We start from the raw sequence: 23,712 nt of genomic DNA, 5'->3' as shown, positions 1-23,712 counted from the left end.
GTCGGCTGGTTACCGTCCGCGCACGCACCGACTACGGGGTCGCTGGGTGAGCGACTCGGTCTCCTGATCCGGCCGTTGTTGCCCTGGCCTCCCCGGTGCGTCCCAGAATGCGTCCCCGCGTCCGCGCGGGGACGCATTCGTCGTTCCGGCCCCGATGCGCACCGGTGAACCGGTTGCCGCACTTCGTCCCGGTTCGGAAAAACGAGTGACACTTGGTCAACTTCTTACGTCCCAGGTGCGCGGAACGGTGTGACAAACCGCTCGGTAGGTGGAACGATGGGTGCACCATCTCGTGCGGATCAGGGACGAGATGGTCATCCGGCCGGGCTCTCGGGCCTCACCAACTCGATCAGAGCCCCGCCGGATGCCCTTGACTCTCGGTGGCGGTGCGGCGGCGGAGCCGCCGGCGGTCGGGCCAGCGGCGCCGGCCCTCAGGCCCGCAGTGCCGGGGCGATCTCCTCGGCCACGATGCGCAGGATCCGCTCGTGTGCCGCACGGTCGCCGTTCGCCGGCAGGGTGATGACCAGTTCGTCGGTGGCGGTGACCGCCGGGTCGGCGAGCAGGGCGTCGACGATGGCCGCCGGTTCGCCGGACACGACCTTGCTGAACCGGAACGGCGGGGTACCCGAGAGCGGCCGGCCCTCGTCGTCCATCCCGGAGGCGTACCCGGTCAGGAACTCCTCGTGCACGGCGCGGTCGTGGTCGTCGAGGAGCGGCACCACGATCCGGCCCACGGCGACCTTGGACTCGCGCTGCGGGTGCAGCTCGGCGAACCGCTCGCGGTAGGCGACGATCTGGTCGGCCTGCGCCTGGGCGAACGGGGCACCGGTGTCCTCGGTGTTCAGGGTCGAGCAGTGCAGCAGGAGGCCCTTCTCGGCCGTGCGGACCGCCGTGCCCATGCTGCCGCCGCCCCACCACACTCGGTCGCGCAGGCCCGGGCTGAGCGGCTGCAGGGTCAGGTCGGCCCCGGCGGGGATGCTCTCGTAGCCCTTGCCAGCACTGCCCAGGGGCTCACCCTGCAGCACCTCGAGCAGCCGTGCGGCGCGGGTTTCGGCCTCGTCGCGGAAGCTGCGGTCGACCGTGCCGAACACCGGGTCGAGGATCGGGCCGTACCCGGCGATGCCCGTGCTGATGCCGAGTTGCACCCGGCCACCGCTGAGCAGGTCGACCGTGCTGGCGTCCTCGGCCAGGCGTACCGGGTCCTCGTAGCGCATGCCGAGCACGGCGGTGCCGAACGCGATGGTGCTGGTGCGTTGGGCGGCGGCCGCGAAGAAGGTCATCGGGCTCGTCAGGTACGGCTCGAAGTGCCGTCCGCGCACCCAGCCCGTCCCGTAGCCGAGCGACTCGGCGGTCTCGAACAGGCGCAGGCCGTCCTCCAGGGCGCCGGCGGCGCCGTCGGTGCCGCCGTGGTTCGGGACGAAGGAGAGGAAGCCGAGTTCGCGCATGTCGCGAGTCTATGCGCACGTATCAAAATGCGCCTGAGTCGGCGACGGGACGGACGGGAGGCCCGTGGCGGCTCCGCCACGGGCCTCCCTTCCGGCACATGCGCACCTGGGAGGATGGGCACATGACCGACGCCACCACCGTGCCCCCGCTCGTCGCCGCGATCCCGGCGGCGGTGGACGGCGTCGTCGACCCCGACGAGGTCTACGAGGCCTTCGCGGCCTGGGCCGCCGAGGGCGGCCGACCGCTGTACCCGGCGCAGGACGAAGCGGTCATCGAGCTCGTGTCCGGCGCGAACGTCGTGCTGAGCACGCCGACCGGCACCGGCAAGTCGCTCGTCGCGGCCGGCGCGCACTTCGCCGCGCTCGCCGAGGGCAAGCGGAGCTACTACACGGCACCGATCAAGGCGCTGGTGTCCGAGAAGTTCTTCCAGCTCGTCGAGCTGTTCGGTGCGCAGAACGTCGGCATGGTCACCGGTGACTCGAGCGTCAACGCCGACGCCCCGATCGTCTGCTGCACCGCCGAGATCCTGGCGAACCTCGCCCTGCGGCAGGGGCCGGACGCCGACGTGGACGTCGTCGTGATGGACGAGTTCCACTTCTACGGCGACCCCGACCGGGGCTGGGCGTGGCAGGTGCCGCTGCTCGTGCTCGAGCGGGCGCAGTTCCTGCTCATGTCCGCGACCCTCGGCGACGTCACCACCATCGCCGACGACCTGTCCCGCCGGACCGGTCGGCCCACCGCCCGCGTGACCGGTGTCTCGCGACCCGTGCCGCTCGAGTACCAGTACGTGATGACGCCCGTGCAGGAGACGGTGGAACGGCTCCTCGAGGAGGGCAAGGCGCCGATCTACATCGTGCACTTCGCCCAGGCCGCCGCACTCGAACGGGCCCAGTCGCTGATGTCGGCGAAGGTCGCCTCGCGCGAACGCCGCGACCAGATCGCCGACGCCATCGCCGGCTTCCGCTTCAGCGCCGGGTTCGGACAGACCCTGTCGCGCCTGATCCGGGCCGGCATCGGCGTGCACCACGCCGGCATGCTGCCGAAGTACCGACGACTCGTCGAGCAGCTCGCCCAGCGCGGCCTGCTGCCCGTCATCTGCGGCACCGACACCCTGGGCGTCGGGATCAACGTGCCGATCCGGTCCGTGCTGTTCACCGGGCTGACGAAGTTCGACGGCACGAAGATGCGCCAGCTGTCCGCGCGGGAGTTCCACCAGATCGCCGGCCGCGCCGGACGTGCCGGCTACGACACCGAGGGTGACGTCGTCGCCGAGGCACCCGAGCACGACATCGAGAACGCCCGCGCCGTCGCCAAGGCCGGCGACGACCCGAAGAAGAAGAACAAGATCAAGCGGAAGAAGGCGCCCGAGGGCTTCGTGTCCTGGGGTCAGGCGTCGTTCGAGCGGCTGATCGCGGCCGAGCCGGAGCCGATGGTCTCGCGCATGCGGATCACGCACGCGATGGTGCTGTCCGTCGTCGCCCGTGGCGGGGACGCCTTCGCGGACGTCCGGTCGCTGGTCTACGACAACCACGAACCGCGCTCGCGGCAGCTCGCGATGGCCCGGCGGGCACTCGTCATCGCCCGGACCCTCATCAACGCGCGGGTGATCGAGAAGGTCGACGGCGCCTACCGCCTGACCGTCGACATCGCGCCGAACTTCGCGCTCAACCAGCCGCTGTCACCGTTCGCGCTCGCCGCGTTCGAGTTGCTCGACCCTTCTTCTCCCACCTATGCGTTGGACATGGTCTCGGTCGTCGAGGCCACGCTCGACGACCCGCGGGCGATCCTGTCGCAGCAGCAGTTCAAGGAGCGTGGCGAGGCCGTCGCCCGGATGAAGCAGGAGGGGATCGAGTACGAGGAGCGGATGGAACTGCTCGAGGAGATCACCTGGCCGAAGCCGCTCGACGAGCTGCTGACCGCCGCCTACGAGGCGTACGCCGCCGAACAGCCCTGGGTGCTCGACTTCCAGCTGTCCCCGAAGGCCGTCGTCCGTGACATGTACGAACGCGCGATGACCTTCGGCGACTTCGTGCGCTTCTACCAGCTCACCCGCTCCGAGGGGCTCGTGCTCCGCTACCTGTCCGACGCGTACCGGACCATGCGGCAGACCATCGCCGAGGAACAGCGGACCCAGGAGCTCGACGACCTGATCGAGTGGCTGGGCGAGGTCGTGCGGCAGACCGACTCCTCGCTCGTCGACGAGTGGGAGGCGCTGCGCAACGGCGACGTCCTGCTGGCCTCCGAGGAGCACGAGGAGATCGCGCCGCCGCAGCCCGCACGACTCACCGGCAACCCCCGGGCGTTCCGGGTGCTCGTGCGCAACGCCCTGTTCCAGCGGGTGCTGCTCGCCGCGGCCGACGACATCGACGGGCTCGGGGAACTCGACGCGACCGTCGGCTTCGACCGGTCGGCGTGGGACAACGTGCTCGAGGAGTACTACGAGGAGCACGACAGCATCGGCACCGATGCCGACGCACGTTCGATGCAGTACCTGGTGCTCGACGAGAGCGGTGCCACCGCATCACCCCGGGTCTGGAAGGCGCGGCAGATCTTCGCCGACCCCGAGGGCGACAAGGACTTCGGGTTCTCGGCGACGATCGATCTGGACGCCTCGGACGAGGTCGGCGAGGCCGTCGTGCGGGTCACCGAGATCGGACGGTTCGACGGGTGGGCCGAGGTGGACGTCGACTGATCGGCGCTGGGGTTGTCGGACGTGTACCGTCTCCGGCACCACCCCCACCCGAGAGGACTGCGTCATGCGCATCGGATCCAGCATCGCCCTGATCGTCATCGGCGCGATCGTCGCCTTCGCGCTGAACATCCAGCTCGCCGGTATCGACCTTCGCCTGATCGGCTACATCCTGATGGCAGCCGGTGTCGTGCTGCTCATCATCAGCCTCGCCGTGGCCTTCGGTGGTCGCCGCACGACGACCACCACGCGCTCGGGCGTCGACCCGGCGTCGGGGGAGCAGATCACCCGCCAGGACCGGCGCGACGGGACCTACTGACCGCCCAGCTCGGTCGTCCCGTCAGTCGGCTTTGGTTCGTCTGCCCACAGAGCCGATGCGCGAGCGATGATTCGCTCGACGGCATGCGACTGAGCCCGTTGTACCTTGGCATTGCAGGGGACGGTGCTGTCGGGCATCAGATCTGCTTCCGGTTCGAGTGGAGGTTCGTCGGGCGGTTCCGCTTCCGCCGAAGTCGCTGCGTGCCGCTCCGCCGTCAGAAGAGGGTCGCGGGCGGGGTCGCGTCGGGCAGCGCGGACGGCTCGGCGACCTCAGCGCCGGGCCAGCCGGGACCGTGCGGCACGTCGGTGCCGTTCTGGAACGCGGTGGCGGCACCGCGGGCACGAACGTCGGCGGCCTCGTTCATCTCGTGACCGACGTGGCCGCGGACCCACTCGAACGTGACCTTGCGGCCCTGCAGTTCCGCGTCGAGTTCCTTGATGATCTCGACGTTGAGGACCGGCTTGCCGTCGGCCTTCCGCCAGCCCTTGCGCTTCCAGCCGGCGAGCCACTCGGTGCAGGCCTTGATGGCGTACTGGCTGTCGCACAGGATGTGCAGCGGCTCGCCGGTGTCCTTCGTGGCACGGAGCAACTGCAGCACGGCGGTGAGCTCGCCGATGTTGTTCGTCGCGCGGGGCCAGCCGCCGGCTGCCCACCGGTCGTCGTCGACGTACCAGGCCCAGCCAGCGGGGCCGGGGTTGCCGAGGGCTGAGCCGTCTGCGGCGGCGACGATCGTCACGATGGGACCTCCTGGTGGTGCCGAGTGCTGGTCAACCGTAACGGACCGGCCCGGCCCCTCGGCTCAACGCCGAGCGGGGTCGATGTTGAGCGTGCTGCCCTCGAGTAGCCAGTCGTCGTCGCGCTGCTCCGTGTAGGGGTTCATCCACTGCACCTGCGCCGGCGTGACGCCGAACCGCTCCGCGACGGTCGAGAGCTCGTCGCCGTGCGCGACCAGGTAGTTCGCCGGTCGGCCGTCGACGTCGGTGACGATGCCGTAGGCGCCCGGTCGGTCCTTGCCGACGGTGACCCGGAGGTCGGGGTAGGGGTTCGGGATCCTCCACGTGAGGTCAGCGGCGGCGAGCACCGATCCGGCCCACGGGCGCGCCGACGAGTCCTCGTCGGCCACCGTCGCGGGCACGAGGACGACACTGCGCAGGTAGTCGGGGCGTGGACCCGCCTGACCCATCGTGAACGAGGTCGGAGGAGCAACCGCGGCGGCCCACTCGGCCGTTTCGCGTACCGCGCCGTCCGCACCGTCGAGCGGCTTCGCGGGCCGGTGCCGGAACTCCAGCCGCATCGGCTGCGGATTGGTCGTCCGGTACCCGGAGAGCTGGGCGTCGAAGGTGCCGCGGTCGTTCGCCACGACGCGGACGTGGATGCTCGTGTCACCGCTCGGCGAGACGACGTCGGTCTCCGCCGCCACGGTGCCGGTGGGCAGCGCCTGCTCCACCTTGACCGGATCGGCCGCCGGCGTCGGGTCCGGCGTGGGTTCAGTCGTGCGTTCGGCCGCCTGTCGCGTCGGCGTCGGGATGGCGTCGTCGCCGCCGAACGCCGTGCACCCGGCGAGCAGCAGCCCCACCAGTGCGGAGCCGATCACCGCGGTCGTCGCGGTCCGTGTTCGTCCCATCGTTCCCCCTCGTCGGCAGCGTAGCGGGGGCGAGGGGCGTCACGGAGTGCGGGGAGCGGACCGAGCCAGACTCGTTACACGGGGCCGGGGACTACCGTCCGCTGCAGGAGGAAACACCATGAGCGACAGCATCCCGAACGCCCCCGGCCCCGAGCCGTCGGACGACCGAGCACGGAACGACGCGCTCCGCGACGCCGCGCACAGCGACGACGTCGACGGGGTCAGTGGCCGCGAGCAGCGGGCGGCGGACACGTCGTACAGCCCGTCGAGCGAGCGTGAGATGGACGCATCCCAGACGAAGCAGCGCGATGACGCCGACCTGCGTGAGGACGGCATCGACCCGTCCAAGGTCATCGCGGCCCCCGGGACGGGCGGCGCGGACGACGCCGGCGACGTGGAGCCCGAACCGGGTGACCTGCACCTGCCGTGGCAGTCCGAGGAGGACCGCCGGGGCTAGCTCGGCTACGACGCCGAGTCCGGGTGGGAGCCCGTCCGCTGCCCGGACTCGAGCGTCGCGATCGCTGCGAGCTCGTCGGCGGTGAGCTCGAAGCCGTCGACGTCGAGGTTCGACCGGATCCGCGACGGCGTGACCGACTTCGGCAGCACCACCACGTTCTGCTGCACGTTCCACCGCACCAGTACCTGCGCCACGCTCACGCTGTGCGCGACCGCGATGCTCGTCAGCACCGGCTCGTCGATCAGGCGCCCGCGACCGAGCGGCGACCACGCCCCGGTCACGATGTCGTGCTGCTCATGGAACGCGATGAGTTCGCGCTGCGGCAGCCACGGGTGCCGTTCGACCTGGTTCAGCGCCGGTACCTCGCCGGTCTCGTCGATGAGTCGCTGCAGGTGCGGCACCTGGAAGTTCGAGACACCGATGCTCCGCGCCTGCCCCGACTCGCGCAGTTCCACCAGCGCCCGCCAGGTCTCGACGTAGCGGTCGTTCGCGGCGGCCGGCCAGTGGATCAGGTAGAGGTCGACGGCGTCGAGCCCAAGCCGCTCGAGGCTGCCGTCGAACGCCCGCAGGGTCGCGTCGCGCCCCTGGTGGTCGTTCCACACCTTGGTCGTCACGAAGACGTCGTCACGATCGAGCCCGGAGGCCCGGATCGCCTTGCCGACGCCGGTCTCGTTGCCGTACATCTCGGCGGTGTCGACGTGCCGGTAGCCGGCGTCGAGCGCGAGACCGACCGCCGTCTCCGCTTCGGCATCGTCGACCTTGTAGACGCCGAAGCCGATCGCGGGGATCGCGCGGCCGTCGCGCAGGGGGACTGAGGTGACCATGCACCTATCCTGCCGGTGCCTGGCGGGCGCGTGCCGGGCCTCCAGGCCATCTGTGGAGAACGCGACCCGTACGCCGGGCGCACGTTCCTTCCCACATCGGCCGCGATGGCAAGTGGAAACGGGCGTACCTGGTCAGAACTCCCGACCAGGTACGCCCGTTTCGACCAGGTACGCCCGAAACCGCACGCTCAAGTCGGCAGGTGCACCGGCTCGGTGTCGGGGAGGGGGCTGGCGTCACGGCCGCGCAGGTCGGGCAGCCAGCTGCGCATCGCCAGGGGGAGCAGCACGCCCAGGCCGGCCATCACGGCGCCGACGGTGAAGCCGCCGACGGGGCCGCTGCCGTCGATCAGGAAGCCGGCGATCGCCGAACCGCCGGCGGCACCGATCAGCTGGCCGGTGCCCATCCAGCCGTAGGCCTCGGCCGTGTCGGAGAACTTGACGGTGGCGGAGACCGAACCGAACATCACCGCGAGGGCCGGCGCGATGCCCACACCCGCGATGACCAGGGCGAGGCAGAGCCACCAGAAGCCCGTGCCGCCGAGGGCAAGGGTGAGGCCGACGAAGACGACGGCCATGCGCGTCCACAGGGTGTTGCGGGAGATCGGGCGGTGGCCGAACGCCAGGCCGCCGGCGAGCGAGCCGACCGCGAACACCGCGAGGACGATTCCGGCGTTCGGGCTGCCCTCGCCGAAGACGCTCGTGACGCTCGCCTCGACCGCGGCGCAGGCCCCGATGAGGAGCAGACCGGTCAGGGTGGCGACGACGACCGCGGGGCGCTTCAGCACGACACCGAAGGCGCGCTTGGAGCGGGGGATGCGGACTCGACCGAGCTCGGGGGAGGCGATGAACCAAGCGCCGCCGACGACCAGGAAGACCATCGCGACGACGATCGCCTCGACCGTGCCGACCTGGGTGGCGACGAAGGTGGTGATGACCGGGCCGGCGACCCAGATGAGCTCCTGCGCGCTGGCGTCGAGTGAGAAGAGGGGTGTGAGCTGCGCCGACGTCACCATCTTCGGGTAGATGGTGCGCACCGCCGGCTGCACGGGCGGGACCGCCAGGCCGCCGAGGAACCCGACCACCACGTAGCCCCAGAGCGGCATGACCACGAACGCGATGACCACCATGCTGATCAGCGCGACGATGCTCGTCAGGATGAGGACGGGGCGCATGCCCCAGCTGCCCATCCACCGGCTCGTCAGAGGACCGGCCAGCGCCTGCCCGATGCTCGTCGTCGCCAGCACCAGACCGGCCGCGCCGTAGGAGCCGAACACGTGCTCGACGTGCAGCAGGTAGGCCAGCGACAGCATGCCGAACGGGAACCGCGCGGTGAGCTGTGCGGCGATGACACGACCCACGCCAGGGGTCTTCAGGAGGGGCCCGTACGTACTCACGAGACGAGTGTACGGACCGGCCGGACGGGGCTGTCCCCCGTCCTGGGGAGGGGCGGTTCGCGACACGCCGATGCGCTGATTCCACACTTGTGGATCGGGACTGTCCACGGGTGTGGGGAAGTGTCGGTGGTCGGCCGCAGACTGGCGGAAACTCGGGCCTCCCGGGAATCCACAGACTGTGGAGGACGTTGTGGAGAACTACATGGCTGTAACACTTCCTCTTGTGGTCGGTGCTGCGGCTAGCCACTAGATGTAGTGTGGAGGCATCGCAGCGGCCCCTCCCGGACACGACTGCGGACAGACATCAGCACCACCTCCACAGCACAGCAGAAACCAGTAGGAACCAGGGGAGAACATGGCCGTCACCGTCTACACCAAGCCGTCCTGCGTCCAGTGCACCGCGACGTACCGGGCCCTCGACAACAAGGGCATCGAGTACGAAGTGCACGACGTCTCCACGGACGAAGCAGCGCTCGAGCACGTCAAGAGCCTCGGCTACATGCAGGCCCCCGTCGTCGTCACGGACGACGACCACTGGTCGGGCTTCCGCCCCGACAAGATCGCGACCCTCAGCGCCGAACTGGCGTAGTCGTCTCCCGTCCTGCGGACGGTCACCCCGGTCCCGTTCAGGAGGCCCGGCGATCGCCCGCAGGACACCCCCGGTCCGCCTGTTCCGCACCTTCTCCAGAGGAGCGCACCATGAGCCGATTGGTCTACTTCTCGAGCGTGTCCGGGTACACCGCGCGCTTCGTCGAGAAGCTCGGCCGCGACGCGGACCGGATCCCGCTCTACCCGAGCGAACCGTTCCTGCACGTCGACGAGCCCTACGTCCTGGTCCTGCCCACCTACGGTGGCGGCAACGGCGAGGGTGCAGTCCCCAAGCAGGTCATCAAGTTCCTCAACGACGCCCACAACCGCTCGCTCATCCGCGGCGTGGTGGTGGGTGGCAACACGAACTTCGGCGAGGCGTACGGCCTCGCAGGGGACGTCATCGCGCAGAAGTGCAACGTCCCCCTTCTGTACAGGTTTGAACTCTTCGGGACCCCTGACGACGTGTCGGCGGTCAACTCAGGATTGGATGCATTTTGGACGCAGCAGTTGCAGACGTCGATCTGACGTCGCCGCAGACGGGGATGGACTACCACTCCCTCAACGCGATGCTCAACCTCTACGACGCGGACGGGAACATCCAGTTCGACAAGGATCGTGAGGCCGCCAAGCAGTTCTTCCTGCAGCACGTCAACCAGAACACCGTCTTCTTCCACAACCTGAAGGAGCGGCTCGACTACCTGGTCGAGAACGAGTACTACGAAAAAGCCACGATCGACATGTACTCGCTGGACTTCATCCAGCGACTCAACGACCTGGCGTACTCGAAGAAGTTCCGGTTCCAGACGTTCCTCGGCGCGTTCAAGTACTACACGAGCTACACACTCAAGACGTTCGACGGCAAGCGTTACCTGGAGCGCTTCGAGGACCGCGTCGTCATGACCGCCCTCGGCCTGGCCCAGGGCAACGAGCAGCTCGCCATCGACCTGGTCGAAGAGATCGTCGCCGGCCGCTTCCAGCCCGCGACCCCCACGTTCCTCAACACGGCGAAGGCACAGCGCGGCGAGCTCGTCTCCTGCTTCCTGCTCCGCATCGAGGACAACATGGAGTCGATCTCGCGCGGCATCAACTCCTCGCTGCAGCTCTCGAAGCGCGGCGGCGGCGTGGCCCTGCTCCTCTCCAACATCCGCGAGGCCGGCGCCCCGATCAAGCAGATCGAGAACCAGTCCTCGGGCATCATCCCCGTGATGAAGCTGCTGGAAGACTCCTTCTCCTACGCGAACCAGCTCGGTGCGCGTCAGGGTGCCGGCGCGGTCTACCTCAGCGCCCACCACCCGGACATCATGAAGTTCCTCGACACCAAGCGCGAGAACGCCGACGAGAAGATCCGCATCAAGACGCTGTCCCTCGGCGTCGTCGTGCCGGACATCACGTTCGAGCTCGCGAAGAACAACGAGGACATGTACCTGTTCTCGCCGTACGACGTCGAGAAGGTCTACGGCGTCCCCTTCGGCGACGTCCCGATCTCCGAGAACTACCGCGCGATGGTCGACGACTCGCGCATCAAGAAGACGAAGATCAAGGCGCGTGACTTCTTCACGACCATCGCCGAGATCCAGTTCGAGTCGGGCTACCCGTACATCGTGTTCGAGGACACGGTGAACAAGGCCAACCCGATCAAGGGTCGGATCAACATGTCCAACCTGTGCTCGGAGATCCTGCAGGTCAACACCCCGACGACCTTCAACGAGGACCTGTCCTACAAGGAGATCGGCAAGGACATCTCCTGCAACCTCGGCTCGCTGAACATCGCGCTGACGATGGACTCGCCCGACTTCGGCAAGACCATCGAGACCGCCATCCGCGGCCTGACCTCGGTCTCGCAGATGTCGCACATCACCTCAGTGCGTTCCGTCGAGGACGGCAACGACAAGTCGCACGCCATCGGCCTCGGCCAGATGAACCTGCACGGCTACCTCGCTCGTGAGCGCGTCTACTACGGCTCTGAAGAGGGCATCGACTTCACGAACATCTACTTCTACACGGTGCTGTTCCACGCCCTTCGTGCGTCGAACAAGATCGCGATCGAGACCGGCGAGACCTTCGACGGCTTCCGCGACTCGAAGTACGCGTCGGGTGAGTTCTTCGACAAGTACACCGACCAGACGTGGACCCCCGCGACCGCTCGTGTTGCCTCGCTCTTCGACAACGCGAACATCACGATCCCGACGCAGGACGACTGGAAGGCGCTGAAGGCGTCCGTCCAGGAGCACGGCATCTACAACCAGAACCTGCAGGCCGTCCCGCCGACCGGTTCGATCTCGTACATCAACCACTCGACGTCGTCGATCCACCCGATCGCGTCGAAGATCGAGATCCGCAAGGAAGGCAAGCTCGGCCGCGTCTACTACCCGGCGCCGTTCATGACGAACGACAACCTGGACTACTACCAGGACGCGTACGAGATCGGTGCCGAGAAGATCATCGACACGTACGCCGCGGCGACGCAGCACGTGGACCAGGGCCTGTCCCTGACGCTGTTCTTCAAGGACACCGCCACCACGCGTGACATCAACAAGGCGCAGATCTACGCATGGCGCAAGGGCATCAAGACGATCTACTACATCCGTCTCCGTCAGCTCGCGCTGGAGGGCACGGAGGTCGAGGGCTGCGTCAGCTGCATGCTGTAGAGCTGCCGCTCTGCTCCCTGGAGGCGCGGTGCCAACCCGCACCGCGCCTCCAGTCCGTCACTTAGTCACCATCTCTGTAAGGAACACACGTTGGTCGAGAAGCTGAAGCTCATTGATCGGGTCCAGGCCATCAACTGGAACCGCATCCAGGACGACAAGGACGTCGAGGTCTGGAACCGTCTCGTCAACAACTTCTGGCTGCCCGAGAAGGTGCCGCTGTCGAACGACGTGCAGTCGTGGAACACGCTGACGCCGGCCGAGCAGACCCTGACCATGCGTGTGTTCACCGGTCTGACCCTGCTCGACACCATCCAGGGCACCGTCGGCGCCGTGTCGCTCATCCCCGACGCGATCACCCCGCACGAGGAAGCCGTCTACACGAACATCGCGTTCATGGAGTCGGTGCACGCCAAGTCCTACTCGTCGATCTTCTCGACCCTCGCGTCGACGCGTGAGATCGACGAGGCCTTCCGCTGGTCCGAGGAGAACCCGAACCTGCAGAAGAAGGCGTCCATCGTGATGGACTACTACCAGGGCGACAACCCGCTGAAGCGCAAGGTCGCCTCGACGCTGCTCGAGTCGTTCCTGTTTTACTCGGGCTTCTACCTGCCGATGCACTGGTCGTCGCGCGCCAAGCTCACGAACACCGCCGACCTGATCCGCCTGATCATCCGTGACGAAGCCGTCCACGGGTACTACATCGGGTACAAGTACCAGAAGGGCCTCGAGACCCTCACGCAGGCCGAGCGCGACGAGCTCAAGGACTACACGTTCTCGCTGCTGTTCGAGATGTACGAGAACGAGGTGCAGTACACGCAGGACCTCTACGACGAGGTCGGTCTGACCGAGGACGTCAAGAAGTTCCTGCACTACAACGCCAACAAGGCGCTGATGAACCTGGGCTACGAGCCGATGTTCCCGAAGAACATCACGGACGTGAACCCGGCAATCCTCTCCGCCCTGTCGCCCAACGCGGACGAGAACCACGACTTCTTCTCGGGGTCCGGCTCGTCGTACGTCATCGGCAAGGCCGTGAACACTGAGGACGAGGACTGGGACTTCTAGGTCTAGCTCGACACTTCACAACTCAACACAGCGGATGGCAACCGGTCTCGCCGGGATCGAAGTACCACCCGCATAGAAAAACGGCCCCGCAACCGCAGATGTACTGCGATCGCAAGGCCCTCACCCGAAGGTGACTGTTCTTGGAGTGAACTTCACCAGCGTACGAGCGACGGTACGACCGGTCAACATGATCGGCGTGTCGGGGAGAGAGTCAGTGGGGTCGGGAAGGGAGACGACGTTGCCCAAGCGCATCGTCCGTGTCACGACTCGTTACACGATCCGCATCCGCCCCTCGAAGGGCTGATGCAGCCAAACCCTGAACGTGGGTCTGAAGCTCGTCAGATCCACGTTCAGCTCAACCCCAGCATGACTGAAGGAGGTTCGCCTTGGCGAACAAGAAGGAAACCAGCCCGAAGGTCGCGTCCACGGCGTCCCGCATCATGACGGACAAGCGCTACAGCGACGCTGCGCGGACGGCCGCAGCGAGCGCTCTCGCCCAGGCGGGCAAGCGCAAGCGCTAGCAGAACGAGCGAGTAGGGGCGGCCGTGACGTGGCCGTCCCTACTCGCGTTCAACGCCGAAAGAGGCCTTCGCGTCCGCTAAAGCGCGTCCGGTAGCGGTCAGCTGCCCGTCAGGCAGAAGATCCTATATTCAGGCGAACTGGTGCGGGTTCTCCGACGCCACAGATGAGAGGTGCCGGGTGTGTAGCACCCCGTACCGACCGGGTAGCTCTGTGGCTGGCGGACCCCACCTCAAGCTTGCGTCTTGGAACGCTCAGGCTCCTCATTAGCTCCGGAGCCACTCCAGGTCGCTGATGAGCCGAAGACGCTCAGTTCGGCACACAGCCCCGGTCGACTGGGCGTGAGCGAGGCGGATGATTGCATCGGAGTGAGCGCCGCCGTGTCGACATCGGGAACAGGGCGCGGCCGGACTATTCAAAAACTGCACAGGGCCGCGACCGCTGGTAACCAGCCAATGGCAACGGTTTTCATGTGATGAAACGTATCGTCGCCAGACAACGAACACCACCTTGCAGCTGTAGTCGACCTGACACCACGACAGCGCTGACAGGAAGTTGACACCGAGTTCACCTAATCCTGCGATTAGCAGTTCTTGACGCAGCCGCGACCCTGAGCTTGGCCACCGGCTCAGCGGTCATGCTGCCACTCCTACGGCGACGAGAACTCCGCGAGAAGCTGCGCGACTGAACTCGGCCAGTTCACTAGTCCGGCGACGGAATCACGAAGCGCGATCGCCTGTGCGCGCGCGAGGTGCGGGGCGTCGAGTACCCGTTGAATTGCGTCAGCCCACGCATCCACCGCAAGCCGGGTCCGTGAATCATTCGTCGACGCGATGGATGAAGGGCTCGTATCGATCGCGGAGTCGCGCAGAAATTCTGCAAGCCCCGACTCTGCGCTGATGATCACCGGTACGCCACTTGCAATCGCTTCATAGGCGGCGAGCCCGAAACCTTCATGCCGCGAAGGCATCAGTAGTACGCGCGCTTGAGCGAGATCTTGCGTGACGTCTGTTTCCGTCGCAGTGAATGGGCGTAGGTGGAACTTCACGCGCCCTTCCAGAATTGCATCGAGACGAGCCTTGACTTCCGTGGCCGCTTCATCGGGGACGCCTCTGATGATGAGGACGGGACGATGCGATTTGTCTCGCGGCCATAAGTCGATAACCTTTAGCATCGCTTCGGCAGCGATGTCTATGCCTTTCGAATGAAAATCATCAGCGCGCCCCACGATCAACACGTGATTACGTACGGGAGTGTGACTCGTACTGACGTCAAACGCCTCACGCAAGCCTGGCATCAGGCAAATCACGCGACTTGTTGGTTCGCGGCCGATGAGGTCATCTCGGATACTTGCGGCAAGTAGCGGACCTACACCTACAACCAGATGCGCGGACTGCACTAGTTCCTGCTCTAGTCGTCGACGAGCGTCCGAATCTGACATACGCGACCCACCGCCTAAAACCTCTTTCGCCGATTCAAGCTGTTCGGCATCTGTGTGAACGAAATGTATGCGACGCGCATGTGGAAAAAACTGTTGCTGTTGAGCGGCGGCGAACGGACCAAGGAGCCGGCCATGTCCGATAATGACATCAGGTACCCAAGATTGATCGGCGAAGACCGGACGAAGAAGTAGTGTCTCGCGGTCAGTCAACCCGGGTAATCGTGCGGGTGTCACGAGCGCGACATCGACGTCAGACGCGGCCTTGATATCTTGCGCTGAAGCATGCGGAACCATCACCGCTGAATCAACGCCGGCGGCGGCTAAAGCGATCGCTAGCTCACGATTCACGGTGGATATGCCGCCGCGCCCTGAGCGCCACTCGTCGGCAACAAGCAAGCAGCGATCGAATTTTCGTTCCCGCATTGTCCTGTTCTGGCGAGTGGCAAGCGGGCGTTGCATCGTCAATAGGCTGAGCGCCTCTCGCGTGGAGGTTGGACGTCGTACGGGTAGATCACCCTTCGAAGTGGTGGCGAACAACTTCCACTCCAACTCAGCGCCCGCAGTGCCGACCAATATAGAGTCAAATCCCACACCGTCATTGGCCCGAAGAAGCCGGGAAGCCAGCTCGGAAGAAAGCTGCCCAGGATCTTGGCGGGTGCTCGCGCCATCGGCGTCTCCGTGGAAAAGGAGTATGGCCACGACAGTCACCTCGTCGCGAAAAGAGCGTCGCGTCTCGACCGAGGCTGCCAGCATTTCCGAGATTCGATTACGAAAGTTCTTGGGCAAAAACTGGGAGTTGAGCAGCTTCAGTTCAATTGCGAGAGGCGCAGCACCGTCCCGCGCCAAGACTATATCCGGTCCGGATTCCTGGGCCTGCTGCCCGCCCACGAGTTCCGCGATGTAGCGCTCAATCGCGAGATACGGCCCGGCGGCTCGGTGGTTCACACGGACACCCCGTACGAGCGACATCAGGTGCTGGTCGGCTGGCTCTTCCATGGGAACCAGCATAAGGGGTGCCCAATCGGACGGTTCGATGAGTAACGTGAATCGCACCTCGTTCCCCTACCTATCGGCTAGGGGGTTCGGGCTGGGAGCGGGGGCGAGCGAGTAGGGTTATTGCACGTGTCGACGTTATTCACCCGTCGAGAACGCTGCTGCGAAGAATGGCTGCGGCTCGCTCGATCGATTGATTGATCGGCATCCACTCTTGCTAACTACAGGCACTTTGAATGCCACCAACGAGTAAAGTAACACCTGGTCATTCAAGAGACCAACAGCAGCATCGTGCGGGACACGTTTGGGCCGATACCCGAGGCGGGTGTCTGCGGGGGTCGGGGCAAACGCAATGGGGACCCCCTGAGTGCATAAGGAGCGTCCGTTCTGCGGACCTTTCTTAGTCCTGAGCGGGCAGAAGGGGAACGGCCGGAGGGCCCCGGGCCCAGCACGAAGGTGAGCACAGGTCGGAGGACAACCACAAGTCGCGTGCTGACTCGGCGCAGAAGGCGCAGGGCATCAAGCAGCAATACTGGAGTGAAGGCACGACAACGGAGCCGGGGCGCGCCAGCCTGGACCGCGGATCCAAGGGGCCACGACGGCTTGGTGAAGAAGTCTGACGGCACATGGGAGGGTGTCGAGGTCAAGAGCGGCACATCGAAGAACGGGGCCGAAGAAGCTGTCGACCGAGCGGTGTCGTACGACTATCCCGCGCACCAAACTGAACGGCGAACGGATCAAGATCACCTCGGTCAACTACCAACGAGTGAAGTAGCGCATGATCATCCAAGAGACCAACAGCAGCATCAGCAGCATCCTGCGGGACACCTTCCGGCCGATGCCTGACCAGGTTCGCCGCATGCTAGGACTCCTCGACAACGACGAGCACTTCGCGTGGAGGCTCTGGTGGTGTCCCGACCACGCCGACTGGATGTTCAACCCCGACAAGACTGAGGAGCAGTACGGCGGCTCCTACCTGCAGGCCGGTGGCACCGCCGAGAAGATGAGCGTGGAGTTGCGCCGCCGCGAGGACGACGGCGAGTACCGCTTCTACATCGTCGGCCGCGACCACGATCTCACCGAACCGCTCACGGAGACCATCGACGTGCAGGCTGCGCACGAGCCTCGGCATCCTGCCGAGCTGTTCACGGTCGACCAGGCTGCGCCGGTGTTCATGCACTACGTCGAACACCAGACGGTCCCCGACGGCTACACGCTCCGTCTCATCGCCGACATGTAGAAGGTGGCGACGCCACCGTCGCGTGTCCGCGACCGTGTGCCGGACAGGAGGCGCGGTGCCAGCTGGCACCGCGCCTCCTGTCCGTTGCTGCTCACGCGACCGCGTGCAGTCACGCAGCCAACCGCGTCCGGCCAGCCATGTGCTGGGGATGGTGCTGGGGCCGAATCACCCGAGGGCGCCGCCCCAGAAGTCATGACCGCCGAACATGACCTGCACCGGGACGGCCTGCGCCCGGTCGGTCACGTACCGGTACACGCCGCCCGGACGTCCGAGCCACAGCACCTGCGTGGTCGTTGCGGTCGTCGCCACGGTCCGGAGCTCCACCACGTACTGCCCGGAGGGGATCTGGAACTGCGCCGTCTGCTCGCTGTCGAGCAGCGTCGAGAACCGGGTCGAGAACGATGCCCCGGTCGTCGCGTTCGTCACCGTGACGGTCGCACCGCTCAGTTGCGCCGACGGGCTGCGGGACGCCGAGGCTGCGTAGACGACCAGGTCGTAGTCGCTGTGTGCGTAGTGCCGTGACAAGGTGACGCGGGAAGCCGGGAGCGTTCCTCGCTGCTGGTACACCCGGGTCTTCCAGACGGCGGGCGACGCCGTTCCACTGGCGTAGGCCTCGATGCGGTACTTCCCGGTGCTCAACCCGACGAACCGGTACTGGCCCGCGCTGTCCGAGGTCGTCCGGAACACCTGCGAGGTGTCCTCGTTCCAGGCGTACATCAGGCGACCGGCGGCGGGTCCCGTCGGGCCGACCACACCGCCCTGCACGGTGGCGCCGATCACGAGCGGCACGGTGACCGCGACTGTCGAACCGCCGCGGACGGCGATGCCCGAGCGGAGTCCGGGGGCGTAGGTCTCCGTTCCGTGCGGCGGGAGCTGCCGCGTCGTCACCGTGACGGTGTCCGGTGCGGGGATGCCGGTGAACGTCGCGGTGCCGTCATCGTCGGTGGTGGCGTTCCCGACGACGACGTCGGTGCCGATCGCTGCGAGTTCGACGTCCGCCATCCGGATCGCGGTGCCGTCCGGCGTTGCGAGCTGCACGGTGATCGTTCCGGATCCGGCCGCAGTCGCTGGTGGCACGAGGCCGATCAGCGCGCCTGCTGCCAGCGCAACGGCCAGTGTCGTCCCCGTGATCAGTCGCATCGCGTTCCCCGATGGTCGGCCAGCCGTGCGTTGCCAGGGACTGTACGCGCACGGCGGCCGGGCGGCGGGGCAGGCACATCGCAGCAGCGGTCACGCGGAAGCCGTCTCGGCTTCGACAGGCGTCATGAGGTCCGGGTCGCACCGATCGCCCAGACGCGGGGCGGTTCGGCACCGTTGACGGCGTGGTCACCGATGATCCGAGCCTTGAACACCCACGGGTTGTGGCTGCCGGCGGTGCGAGCGTTCCGCCAGTGCCGGTCGAGGTTCTTCGTCGTGCTCACCCCGGACGCCGCGAGCGCGTCGAACAGGTGCGAGGTCGCCGTCGTCGCCAGGGTGGTCAGCGCCACCTGGGCCTGCGCGGTCGCGAGTTCGGCGCGGTCGTTGCGGCGCTCGTCTTCGGCTGTGGCGAGCCCGGCTCCCTCGTACGCGCCCTGCAAGGCCGCGGCGGCCCGGTCGACGATCGCCGTGGCGGCGAACCCGGCCGCCGACACCTCGCCGACGACCTGCAGGATCTGCGGGTCTGCCGCGAACGTGTCGGCGTTGCCGTGGGAGAAGACGCGGGTGCGGTTGCGGACCTCGCGCGCGATCTCTCGTTCGGCTGCGAGGACGGACCCGGCGAGGACGCTCAACAGCACGCCCTGGTAGAACGCCGTCTGGTACTTGAACCGCTCGTCGAAGGGGATCACCGCGTCGGCCTGCACGACGGCGTCGTCGAAGGTGCTGGTGCCGGACCCGGTGGTGCGCTGCCCGAACCCGTCCCAGTCGTCGGTGTGGGTGACCCCGGGCTGGTGCGCGTCGACGATCGCGATGACCCGCTCGCCGGTGTCCGTGCGTTCGGCGTAGGTGTCGATCCAGTCGGCGAAGATGCTGCCGGTCGAGTAGTACTTCTGCCCGGTGATCCGGAACGTCCCGTCCGGCTGCGGGGTCACCTTCGTGATCACATCGCCCACCTGCACCGATCCGACCTCGGTCCACGAGTTGCCGGCGATCTCACCGCGGCCGAAGCGGTCCAACCACCCCTCACGTTCCCCGGACCGGGCGACCAGCCGGTCCTCCACCAGTGCGAAGTGGCCGCGGAGCGCCTGGGGGATGTTGCTGTCAGCGGCGGCGAGTTCGGTCAGCAGGCGGAACAGCTGGGGCAGGGTCGCCCCGGCTCCGCCGTGGGCGACGGGGACGCGGACGGCGCCGAATCCTGCCGCGGCGAGTTCGCGGATCTCCTCGAACGGGAGGCGGTGGTCGCGTTCGCGCTCAGAGGCGCCGGCAGCGATGCGGTCGAAGATCGGACGGAAGCGGGCGAGGAGCTCGTCGTCGGCGCCCTCGTCGATCCTGCTGTCGGCGGTCTGGTTGCTGATGGTCACGAGGACTCCTTCGTGGTCTGAACTGCTACCTGTCGCGTGGTGTGGCGTCGTGTGGTGTCGATTCGTCCGGTGTGGGCGCGGCGCGAGGGCGGCCGGCCGTGGCGGTCGGCACGGCTGTCTCGTCCGCGGGGGCGCCCGCGGGCCGGTGTCGTGCGAGCCGTCCGGTCACCAGCCCCCGCGCAGTGCGGCTCCGGACAGCCCCGACCAGATGTGCGCCATGGCGAGACTGTGACATCGCCGAACGCCCGCGAGAAGGGTTGTGTCGATGTATGTCGGAGGGTGACTTCCCATGACACGTGACCACGCTGCGACGCCGTGAGCGTTCGCAGCAGCGCCTTCGCGGTGATGCGCGTGTGCGACGGCCGCGGAGCCCGTCGGACGAAGACAGGCATGCTCCTCCGAGAAGCCCGCGTATGCCGGGCTCACAGAAGCGCGCGTCAATGAGGGAGCACGCACCCGCCAGAGGACCGGCCGCTGCCTGGCCGGGTGTGGGCGAAATCCTCGGTTTCGGCGTCGTTCACTCCGGTGAGGTTCAGGCCGGCGGCGTCGTCCCTGCGCCCTCGGTGTCGTCGGCACCCGCAAGACCGGTCCCGGCCTGATCGAGGTTCTCGTGGGGGTCACCCATGTCTCCGGTCGCAGCGCCGGTGCGGGACAGCCCGAAGTGTTTGCGGACGGCGTTCGTCTCGGCGGGGGACAAGGTGCGTCCGGCTCCGAAGGACGGAGCGCCCTTGATCGCGTCCTTCGTGTACCCGACGTGCACGTCCGTGCCGTCGAACGTGGCGTCGTCGGCGGGGACGAGCGCCTGGTGTCGCCCGAGCAGGCCGGTTGCGACACAGACGTAGGCCGCACTGCCGTCCTCGTCGGAGGGGAACACCTGCACGACCTTGCCGACTGATACGCCGTTGCGATCCCGGACAGTCGCACTCTCGACCTGGTGGATGACGCCCTTGGTGATCATGAACGTAAGTCAACGCCCTCGAGTCTGACGCTTCGCAGACGCCGTCCTCCAGGCCGGGGTGAGGACCTGTCCTTCGGGGTCCGAGGCCGCGGTGGTCCGGTCAGTTCCCTTGGGCGTTCGGCCGGCTACTGGGAAAGCTCGGTGTTGCGGACCTCGGGGCTGCCCAGTTGCGACCCGTGTCGCTGGCGAAGTCGAGTTGCCCGCAACACGCACGCCGCGATCAAGAGCGCCATGACGACCCATCCGGTGATGGCGAGCGGCCCGACAAGGCGTTCGTCGAAAGGCGGGAAGAGGACGGACTGGTACGAGGCGAAGCTGTTGAGTGCCGCATGGGCGAGCACGCAGGGCAGAAGCGATCCACTCGCAAGCCGGAGCCAGCCGATCAGCACGCCCGCGCCGACACAGCCGATCATCATCAAGATGATCCCGAGGGGATTGCGTTCCTCGTAGTTCAGGCCGAGCAGGATCGCGGGAGCGTGCCAGAGGCCCCAGATCGCGCCGCTGACGCTCAGCGCCCATCCGGAGCCGAGTGGCAGCAGTTTCGGGAGGAGCCAGCCGCGCCAACCGACTTCTTCGCCGATCGCAGCGATCGCGGTGATGGCAATCCCGATCGGGAGGTTCAGCAGTTGCAGCAGCGCCAGGAGCGCCATCGGCATCGGCGGTTGCTCGCCCGTGACTCGAACGATGAGTTCTTTCGCGACGGAGTGTTCGGGGTCGAGCTGCACCCACCCGAACAGCATCCCGAGGCCCCAGCTGCCGGAGATCAGCAGAGCAGCTCCGGCGATTCCTGCGAGAGCGAAGCGCCAGCCTTGACGCGTGAAGAACCCCGTCAGCCCGAGTGCAACCAGGATCGCCTTCCCACGGCGGCCTTCGAGCGTGATCGCGACCAGCAGCGCTGCGAGGCCCGGTGTGAACATCATCGCTACGGTCGCGATGTACGCACCAGGGTTCCCGGCGGGGTCCGAGAGGTCCGCGCTCGCCTCAATTGCTGGCCAGAGCAACACCCACGCCGCAACGTAGGCCAGGCACACGAACACGCTGACCACACCCCACCGGGTGCCCCGCGACCTCCCAGCTGCGGTCTCGCTCTCGTTCTTTCGCCCCCTGATCTCCCTCATGGTGCCTCCTTGTCGAGTCGTAGCAGCCAGTACGGAACGACTGCCCACGCCGGGCCCGCCAGGATTGCCCACCAAGCTTCTGGTGGCACGGTCGAGGCCGCGACTCCCGCGATGTTCAGCCAACTGATAGCCACAGCGGCGATGAATCCAGCGGTGACCGCGCAGGCGATCCGACCTTTCCGCCGATCTCGAGCGAAGGCAGATCCGACCGCAGCGACGAGAAAGAGGGTCTGCACGGCGGCGAGAAGGATCACCGTCCCCAACGGGGTCCCGTATCCGCCTGGGCTGCCGTCCGGACCGAAGGTCGTAGCGATCCGATCGGGGAGTCGGTTCCACCATGCACTCGTGACTGCGATCTCGATGAAGACGGGGACGGCCGCCGCGAGGGAGCCAAGAGACGCGCTACGCACGTGCTGCGCGCTCACCGGACCCCAGCGCCACCCACGCTAGGGCTGTGCACGGTGGCGTGGTGCCTTCTGCCGAGACGGGACCAGAACTGGTGCGTCTGCTCATGCGGCGTGTACGGCATCGCGGCGATGCCGACGATCGCAATCATGATCAGCCCGAAGCTCCAGAGCCCCATCGTGATGATGATCGCCCCGTGCAGCACCACGCACAGGACCAAGGCAATCGAACGACTTCGCGGGCCACACAGAATCAGCACACCGATCGCGATCTCCGCTATCACCGCACCCCAGGTCACGCCCACCGTCACAGCGGGCAGCGTTGTTGCAGCTTGTAGGACAGGAGCAAGCGGTCCGCTCGCCCCGAAGAACGGGTCCCGAAGGACGTAGTACTCGGCTGTGCCGTTGACCCATTCGGGTGCAAACAGCTTGGCGATCGCGGCGTTGAAGTAGATCGCAGTGACCTGCACTCGCATGACCATGAGACCTGCGAGCGCCACTTGTCGGCGCCAGTTCGCGACTGTCTGCGGCGGACCGAGCAGCCAGCGACGTCGGTCGGCGAAACTGACGGCGACAAGGAGCAGGGTGCACACCGCGGCCGCTTGGTCGCCCCCGTCGGGGAGCGAGATCGACCCAGCGATCGAGAACCCAACCCACGCGTGCAGGATCGCCATCACGGTCGGCGCAACCCCAGCCGCAACCCCGATGAGGATCATGACCATGGCGGATGTGACGAGCGCATCGGGCAAGGATCGTCCAAGGCAGTATGTCGAAGCGTTTCGAAGCCCATCACAAACCGGTCCGGCTCCGCTTCCCACCAGAGTCTGCATCAACGCGTCGTACGGCGTTGCCACGAGGATCGTGAGTTGAGCCAGCACGAGCGTCCCGCGAAAGCCGCTGAAGCGGAGCGTCTGAAGGTCAAAGCTGCGGAGGGTGCGCCGCAGCCGGGGCCCGCTCACCTCGGCGAAGATCAGTTGCACGACACCTCCACACGTGCAGCCTTCAGCACCCGGAAATTCGGGAGATCGAAGCTACGGAACTCGAACGGAGTCGCCTTCTCCTGAGCGAGGAGGAGATCTCCGCAGAGAGTCTTCCGCTTCGCCCCATTCCTCAGAGCCTGCGGTCGCTCTTCGGCCGCCTGTCGGATGCACTTCTGAGACGCAGACTTGTCCACGCACTTCTTCCAGTTCGCCACCTGCTGATGCAGCGCTGCTAGCTCAGGACCCTGCGCACGCTGAGCGCGCGAGACGCCGAACAGGTTCGTTGCTTTGCCTTGCGGCAGCGAAAGCGCCGAGTCGCCTGTCTGCGTGCGGTAGGCGACGTATTGCCGGCCCTTGGAAGATGCGGTGAAGAACTCCCAACGCTGTGGAGCGATTGTCAGCACTGCATCTCGCACCTTCACCGCGGCAGGATCACGACTCGACAACGCGTGTGGAGACAACGACTCCACAATGCTCAGTGCCGTCCAACTCATCAGCAGTACG

At 66.7% G+C, this 23,712-nt stretch carries 22 protein-coding genes; 9 read left to right on the top strand and 13 right to left on the bottom strand.

Going from position 1 to position 23,712, the window contains the following annotated elements; genetic code table 11:
• Positions 1–431: 431 nt before the first annotated feature.
• Positions 432–1,445: an LLM class flavin-dependent oxidoreductase gene (locus ORG17_RS14895; RefSeq protein WP_214527348.1), complete on the bottom strand. Its 1,014-nt coding sequence runs from the start codon at positions 1,443–1,445 to the stop codon at positions 432–434.
• 122 nt (positions 1,446–1,567) lie between these two features.
• Here ORG17_RS14895 and ORG17_RS14890 point away from each other — a divergent pair, with 122 nt between their 5' ends.
• Both ORG17_RS14890 and ORG17_RS14885 read left to right on the top strand, forming a co-directional pair.
• Positions 1,568–4,138: a DEAD/DEAH box helicase gene (locus ORG17_RS14890; RefSeq protein WP_214527346.1), complete on the top strand. Its 2,571-nt coding sequence runs from the start codon at positions 1,568–1,570 to the stop codon at positions 4,136–4,138.
• A gap of 64 nt (positions 4,139–4,202) precedes the next feature.
• Positions 4,203–4,454: a DUF6458 family protein gene (locus tag ORG17_RS14885; protein ID WP_027465939.1), complete on the top strand. Its 252-nt coding sequence runs from the start codon at positions 4,203–4,205 to the stop codon at positions 4,452–4,454.
• 214 nt (positions 4,455–4,668) lie between these two features.
• Here ORG17_RS14885 and ORG17_RS14880 read toward each other — a convergent pair whose 3' ends face one another.
• Both ORG17_RS14880 and ORG17_RS14875 read right to left on the bottom strand, forming a co-directional pair.
• On the bottom strand, positions 4,669–5,190 hold the full coding sequence (locus tag ORG17_RS14880) for a ribonuclease H family protein (RefSeq protein ID WP_110861060.1): 522 nt from the start codon (positions 5,188–5,190) through the stop codon (positions 4,669–4,671).
• Between the two features lie 63 nt (positions 5,191–5,253).
• Positions 5,254–6,078 carry a LysM peptidoglycan-binding domain-containing protein gene (locus tag ORG17_RS14875; RefSeq protein WP_214527344.1) on the bottom strand — a complete coding sequence of 275 codons (825 nt, stop codon included), beginning with the start codon at positions 6,076–6,078 and terminating at the stop codon, positions 5,254–5,256.
• Between the two features lie 118 nt (positions 6,079–6,196).
• On the opposite strand from ORG17_RS14875, the gene ORG17_RS14870 reads away from it, so the two are divergent.
• Positions 6,197–6,535 carry a hypothetical protein gene (locus tag ORG17_RS14870; protein ID WP_051596813.1) on the top strand — a complete coding sequence of 113 codons (339 nt, stop codon included), beginning with the start codon at positions 6,197–6,199 and terminating at the stop codon, positions 6,533–6,535.
• A 5-nt stretch (positions 6,536–6,540) separates the two neighbouring features.
• Here the strand turns inward: ORG17_RS14870 and ORG17_RS14865 are convergent, their stop codons facing one another.
• Complete coding sequence (locus ORG17_RS14865) at positions 6,541–7,359, bottom strand: aldo/keto reductase (protein WP_214527342.1); 819 nt, start codon at positions 7,357–7,359, stop codon at positions 6,541–6,543.
• Between the two features lie 188 nt (positions 7,360–7,547).
• Positions 7,548–8,753 carry an MFS transporter gene (locus ORG17_RS14860; RefSeq protein WP_214527340.1) on the bottom strand — a complete coding sequence of 402 codons (1,206 nt, stop codon included), beginning with the start codon at positions 8,751–8,753 and terminating at the stop codon, positions 7,548–7,550.
• A 355-nt stretch (positions 8,754–9,108) separates the two neighbouring features.
• On the opposite strand from ORG17_RS14860, the gene nrdH reads away from it, so the two are divergent.
• The 5 genes from nrdH (at position 9,109) to ORG17_RS14835 (ending at position 13,578) form a co-directional block, all read left to right on the top strand.
• The gene (nrdH, locus tag ORG17_RS14855; protein WP_017886897.1) at positions 9,109–9,342 is read left to right on the top strand and encodes a glutaredoxin-like protein NrdH; all 234 of its coding nucleotides are present in this window, start codon (positions 9,109–9,111) and stop codon (positions 9,340–9,342) included.
• A 110-nt stretch (positions 9,343–9,452) separates the two neighbouring features.
• Positions 9,453–9,869: a class Ib ribonucleoside-diphosphate reductase assembly flavoprotein NrdI gene (nrdI, locus tag ORG17_RS14850; RefSeq protein WP_027465945.1), complete on the top strand. Its 417-nt coding sequence runs from the start codon at positions 9,453–9,455 to the stop codon at positions 9,867–9,869.
• A gap of 17 nt (positions 9,870–9,886) precedes the next feature.
• Complete coding sequence (nrdE, locus tag ORG17_RS14845; RefSeq protein WP_110864196.1) at positions 9,887–11,992, top strand: class 1b ribonucleoside-diphosphate reductase subunit alpha; 2,106 nt, start codon at positions 9,887–9,889, stop codon at positions 11,990–11,992.
• Between the two features lie 90 nt (positions 11,993–12,082).
• Positions 12,083–13,057, top strand: coding sequence for a class 1b ribonucleoside-diphosphate reductase subunit beta (nrdF, locus tag ORG17_RS14840; RefSeq protein WP_017886894.1), 975 nt, complete (start codon positions 12,083–12,085; stop codon positions 13,055–13,057).
• Positions 13,058–13,443: 386 nt separating this feature from the next.
• The gene (locus ORG17_RS14835) at positions 13,444–13,578 is read left to right on the top strand and encodes a hypothetical protein (RefSeq protein ID WP_284731112.1); all 135 of its coding nucleotides are present in this window, start codon (positions 13,444–13,446) and stop codon (positions 13,576–13,578) included.
• A 647-nt stretch (positions 13,579–14,225) separates the two neighbouring features.
• Here ORG17_RS14835 and ORG17_RS14830 read toward each other — a convergent pair.
• Positions 14,226–16,013 (bottom strand): glycosyltransferase family 4 protein, encoded by a 1,788-nt coding sequence (locus tag ORG17_RS14830; RefSeq protein WP_214527338.1) that lies wholly within the window; start codon positions 16,011–16,013, stop codon positions 14,226–14,228.
• Positions 16,014–16,788: 775 nt separating this feature from the next.
• On the opposite strand from ORG17_RS14830, the gene ORG17_RS14825 reads away from it, so the two are divergent.
• Positions 16,789–17,250: a hypothetical protein gene (locus ORG17_RS14825; protein ID WP_214527336.1), complete on the top strand. Its 462-nt coding sequence runs from the start codon at positions 16,789–16,791 to the stop codon at positions 17,248–17,250.
• 165 nt (positions 17,251–17,415) lie between these two features.
• Here ORG17_RS14825 and ORG17_RS14820 read toward each other — a convergent pair whose 3' ends face one another.
• From ORG17_RS14820 to ORG17_RS14795, 7 genes are all read right to left on the bottom strand, one after another.
• The gene (locus ORG17_RS14820; protein WP_214527334.1) at positions 17,416–18,288 is read right to left on the bottom strand and encodes a carboxypeptidase-like regulatory domain-containing protein; all 873 of its coding nucleotides are present in this window, start codon (positions 18,286–18,288) and stop codon (positions 17,416–17,418) included.
• A 224-nt stretch (positions 18,289–18,512) separates the two neighbouring features.
• Positions 18,513–19,748, bottom strand: a complete 1,236-nt coding sequence (locus ORG17_RS14815) for an acyl-CoA dehydrogenase family protein (RefSeq protein WP_214527332.1) — start codon at positions 19,746–19,748, stop codon at positions 18,513–18,515.
• Positions 19,749–20,280: 532 nt separating this feature from the next.
• On the bottom strand, positions 20,281–20,706 hold the full coding sequence (locus ORG17_RS14810) for a hypothetical protein (RefSeq protein ID WP_214527330.1): 426 nt from the start codon (positions 20,704–20,706) through the stop codon (positions 20,281–20,283).
• 125 nt (positions 20,707–20,831) lie between these two features.
• On the bottom strand, positions 20,832–21,824 hold the full coding sequence (locus tag ORG17_RS14805; RefSeq protein WP_214527328.1) for a CPBP family intramembrane glutamic endopeptidase: 993 nt from the start codon (positions 21,822–21,824) through the stop codon (positions 20,832–20,834).
• Complete coding sequence (locus tag ORG17_RS18540; protein ID WP_367616874.1) at positions 21,821–22,234, bottom strand: DUF1648 domain-containing protein; 414 nt, start codon at positions 22,232–22,234, stop codon at positions 21,821–21,823. The genes ORG17_RS14805 and ORG17_RS18540 overlap by 4 nt, the downstream gene beginning before the upstream one ends.
• An 11-nt stretch (positions 22,235–22,245) precedes the next feature.
• On the bottom strand, positions 22,246–23,208 hold the full coding sequence (locus ORG17_RS14800) for a sporulation-delaying protein SdpB family protein (protein WP_214527326.1): 963 nt from the start codon (positions 23,206–23,208) through the stop codon (positions 22,246–22,248).
• The gene (locus tag ORG17_RS14795) at positions 23,199–23,702 is read right to left on the bottom strand and encodes an SdpA family antimicrobial peptide system protein (RefSeq protein WP_214527325.1); all 504 of its coding nucleotides are present in this window, start codon (positions 23,700–23,702) and stop codon (positions 23,199–23,201) included. Before ORG17_RS14795 ends, ORG17_RS14800 begins: the two co-directional genes overlap by 10 nt.
• Positions 23,703–23,712: the final 10 nt, after the last annotated feature.

The sequence above is a fragment of the Curtobacterium flaccumfaciens pv. betae genome (assembly GCF_026241855.1).
In the GTDB taxonomy this organism is placed as follows: Bacteria; Actinomycetota; Actinomycetes; order Actinomycetales; family Microbacteriaceae; genus Curtobacterium; species Curtobacterium flaccumfaciens.
Note: the sequence above shows the minus strand (reverse complement) of the source record. Positions and strands in the feature narration are given on the sequence as shown.

Bases quoted from the DNA above. Each gene is read 5' to 3' on its own strand.
- ORG17_RS14895 (WP_214527348.1), bottom strand. From the start codon at position 1,445: ATGCGCGAACTCGGCTTCCTCTCCTTCGTCCCGAACCACGGCGGCACC.
- ORG17_RS14890 (WP_214527346.1), top strand. From the start codon at position 1,568: ATGACCGACGCCACCACCGTGCCCCCGCTCGTCGCCGCGATCCCGGCG.
- ORG17_RS14885 (WP_027465939.1), top strand. From the start codon at position 4,203: ATGCGCATCGGATCCAGCATCGCCCTGATCGTCATCGGCGCGATCGTC.
- ORG17_RS14875 (WP_214527344.1), bottom strand. From the start codon at position 6,078: ATGGGACGAACACGGACCGCGACGACCGCGGTGATCGGCTCCGCACTG.
- ORG17_RS14870 (WP_051596813.1), top strand. From the start codon at position 6,197: ATGAGCGACAGCATCCCGAACGCCCCCGGCCCCGAGCCGTCGGACGAC.
- ORG17_RS14865 (WP_214527342.1), bottom strand. From the start codon at position 7,359: ATGGTCACCTCAGTCCCCCTGCGCGACGGCCGCGCGATCCCCGCGATC.
- nrdH (WP_017886897.1), top strand. From the start codon at position 9,109: ATGGCCGTCACCGTCTACACCAAGCCGTCCTGCGTCCAGTGCACCGCG.
- nrdI (WP_027465945.1), top strand. From the start codon at position 9,453: ATGAGCCGATTGGTCTACTTCTCGAGCGTGTCCGGGTACACCGCGCGC.
- nrdE (WP_110864196.1), top strand. From the start codon at position 9,887: ATGGACTACCACTCCCTCAACGCGATGCTCAACCTCTACGACGCGGAC.
- ORG17_RS14830 (WP_214527338.1), bottom strand. From the start codon at position 16,013: ATGGAAGAGCCAGCCGACCAGCACCTGATGTCGCTCGTACGGGGTGTC.
- ORG17_RS14825 (WP_214527336.1), top strand. From the start codon at position 16,789: ATGATCATCCAAGAGACCAACAGCAGCATCAGCAGCATCCTGCGGGAC.
- ORG17_RS14810 (WP_214527330.1), bottom strand. From the start codon at position 20,706: ATGATCACCAAGGGCGTCATCCACCAGGTCGAGAGTGCGACTGTCCGG.
- ORG17_RS14805 (WP_214527328.1), bottom strand. From the start codon at position 21,824: ATGAGGGAGATCAGGGGGCGAAAGAACGAGAGCGAGACCGCAGCTGGG.
- ORG17_RS14795 (WP_214527325.1), bottom strand. From the start codon at position 23,702: ATGAGTTGGACGGCACTGAGCATTGTGGAGTCGTTGTCTCCACACGCG.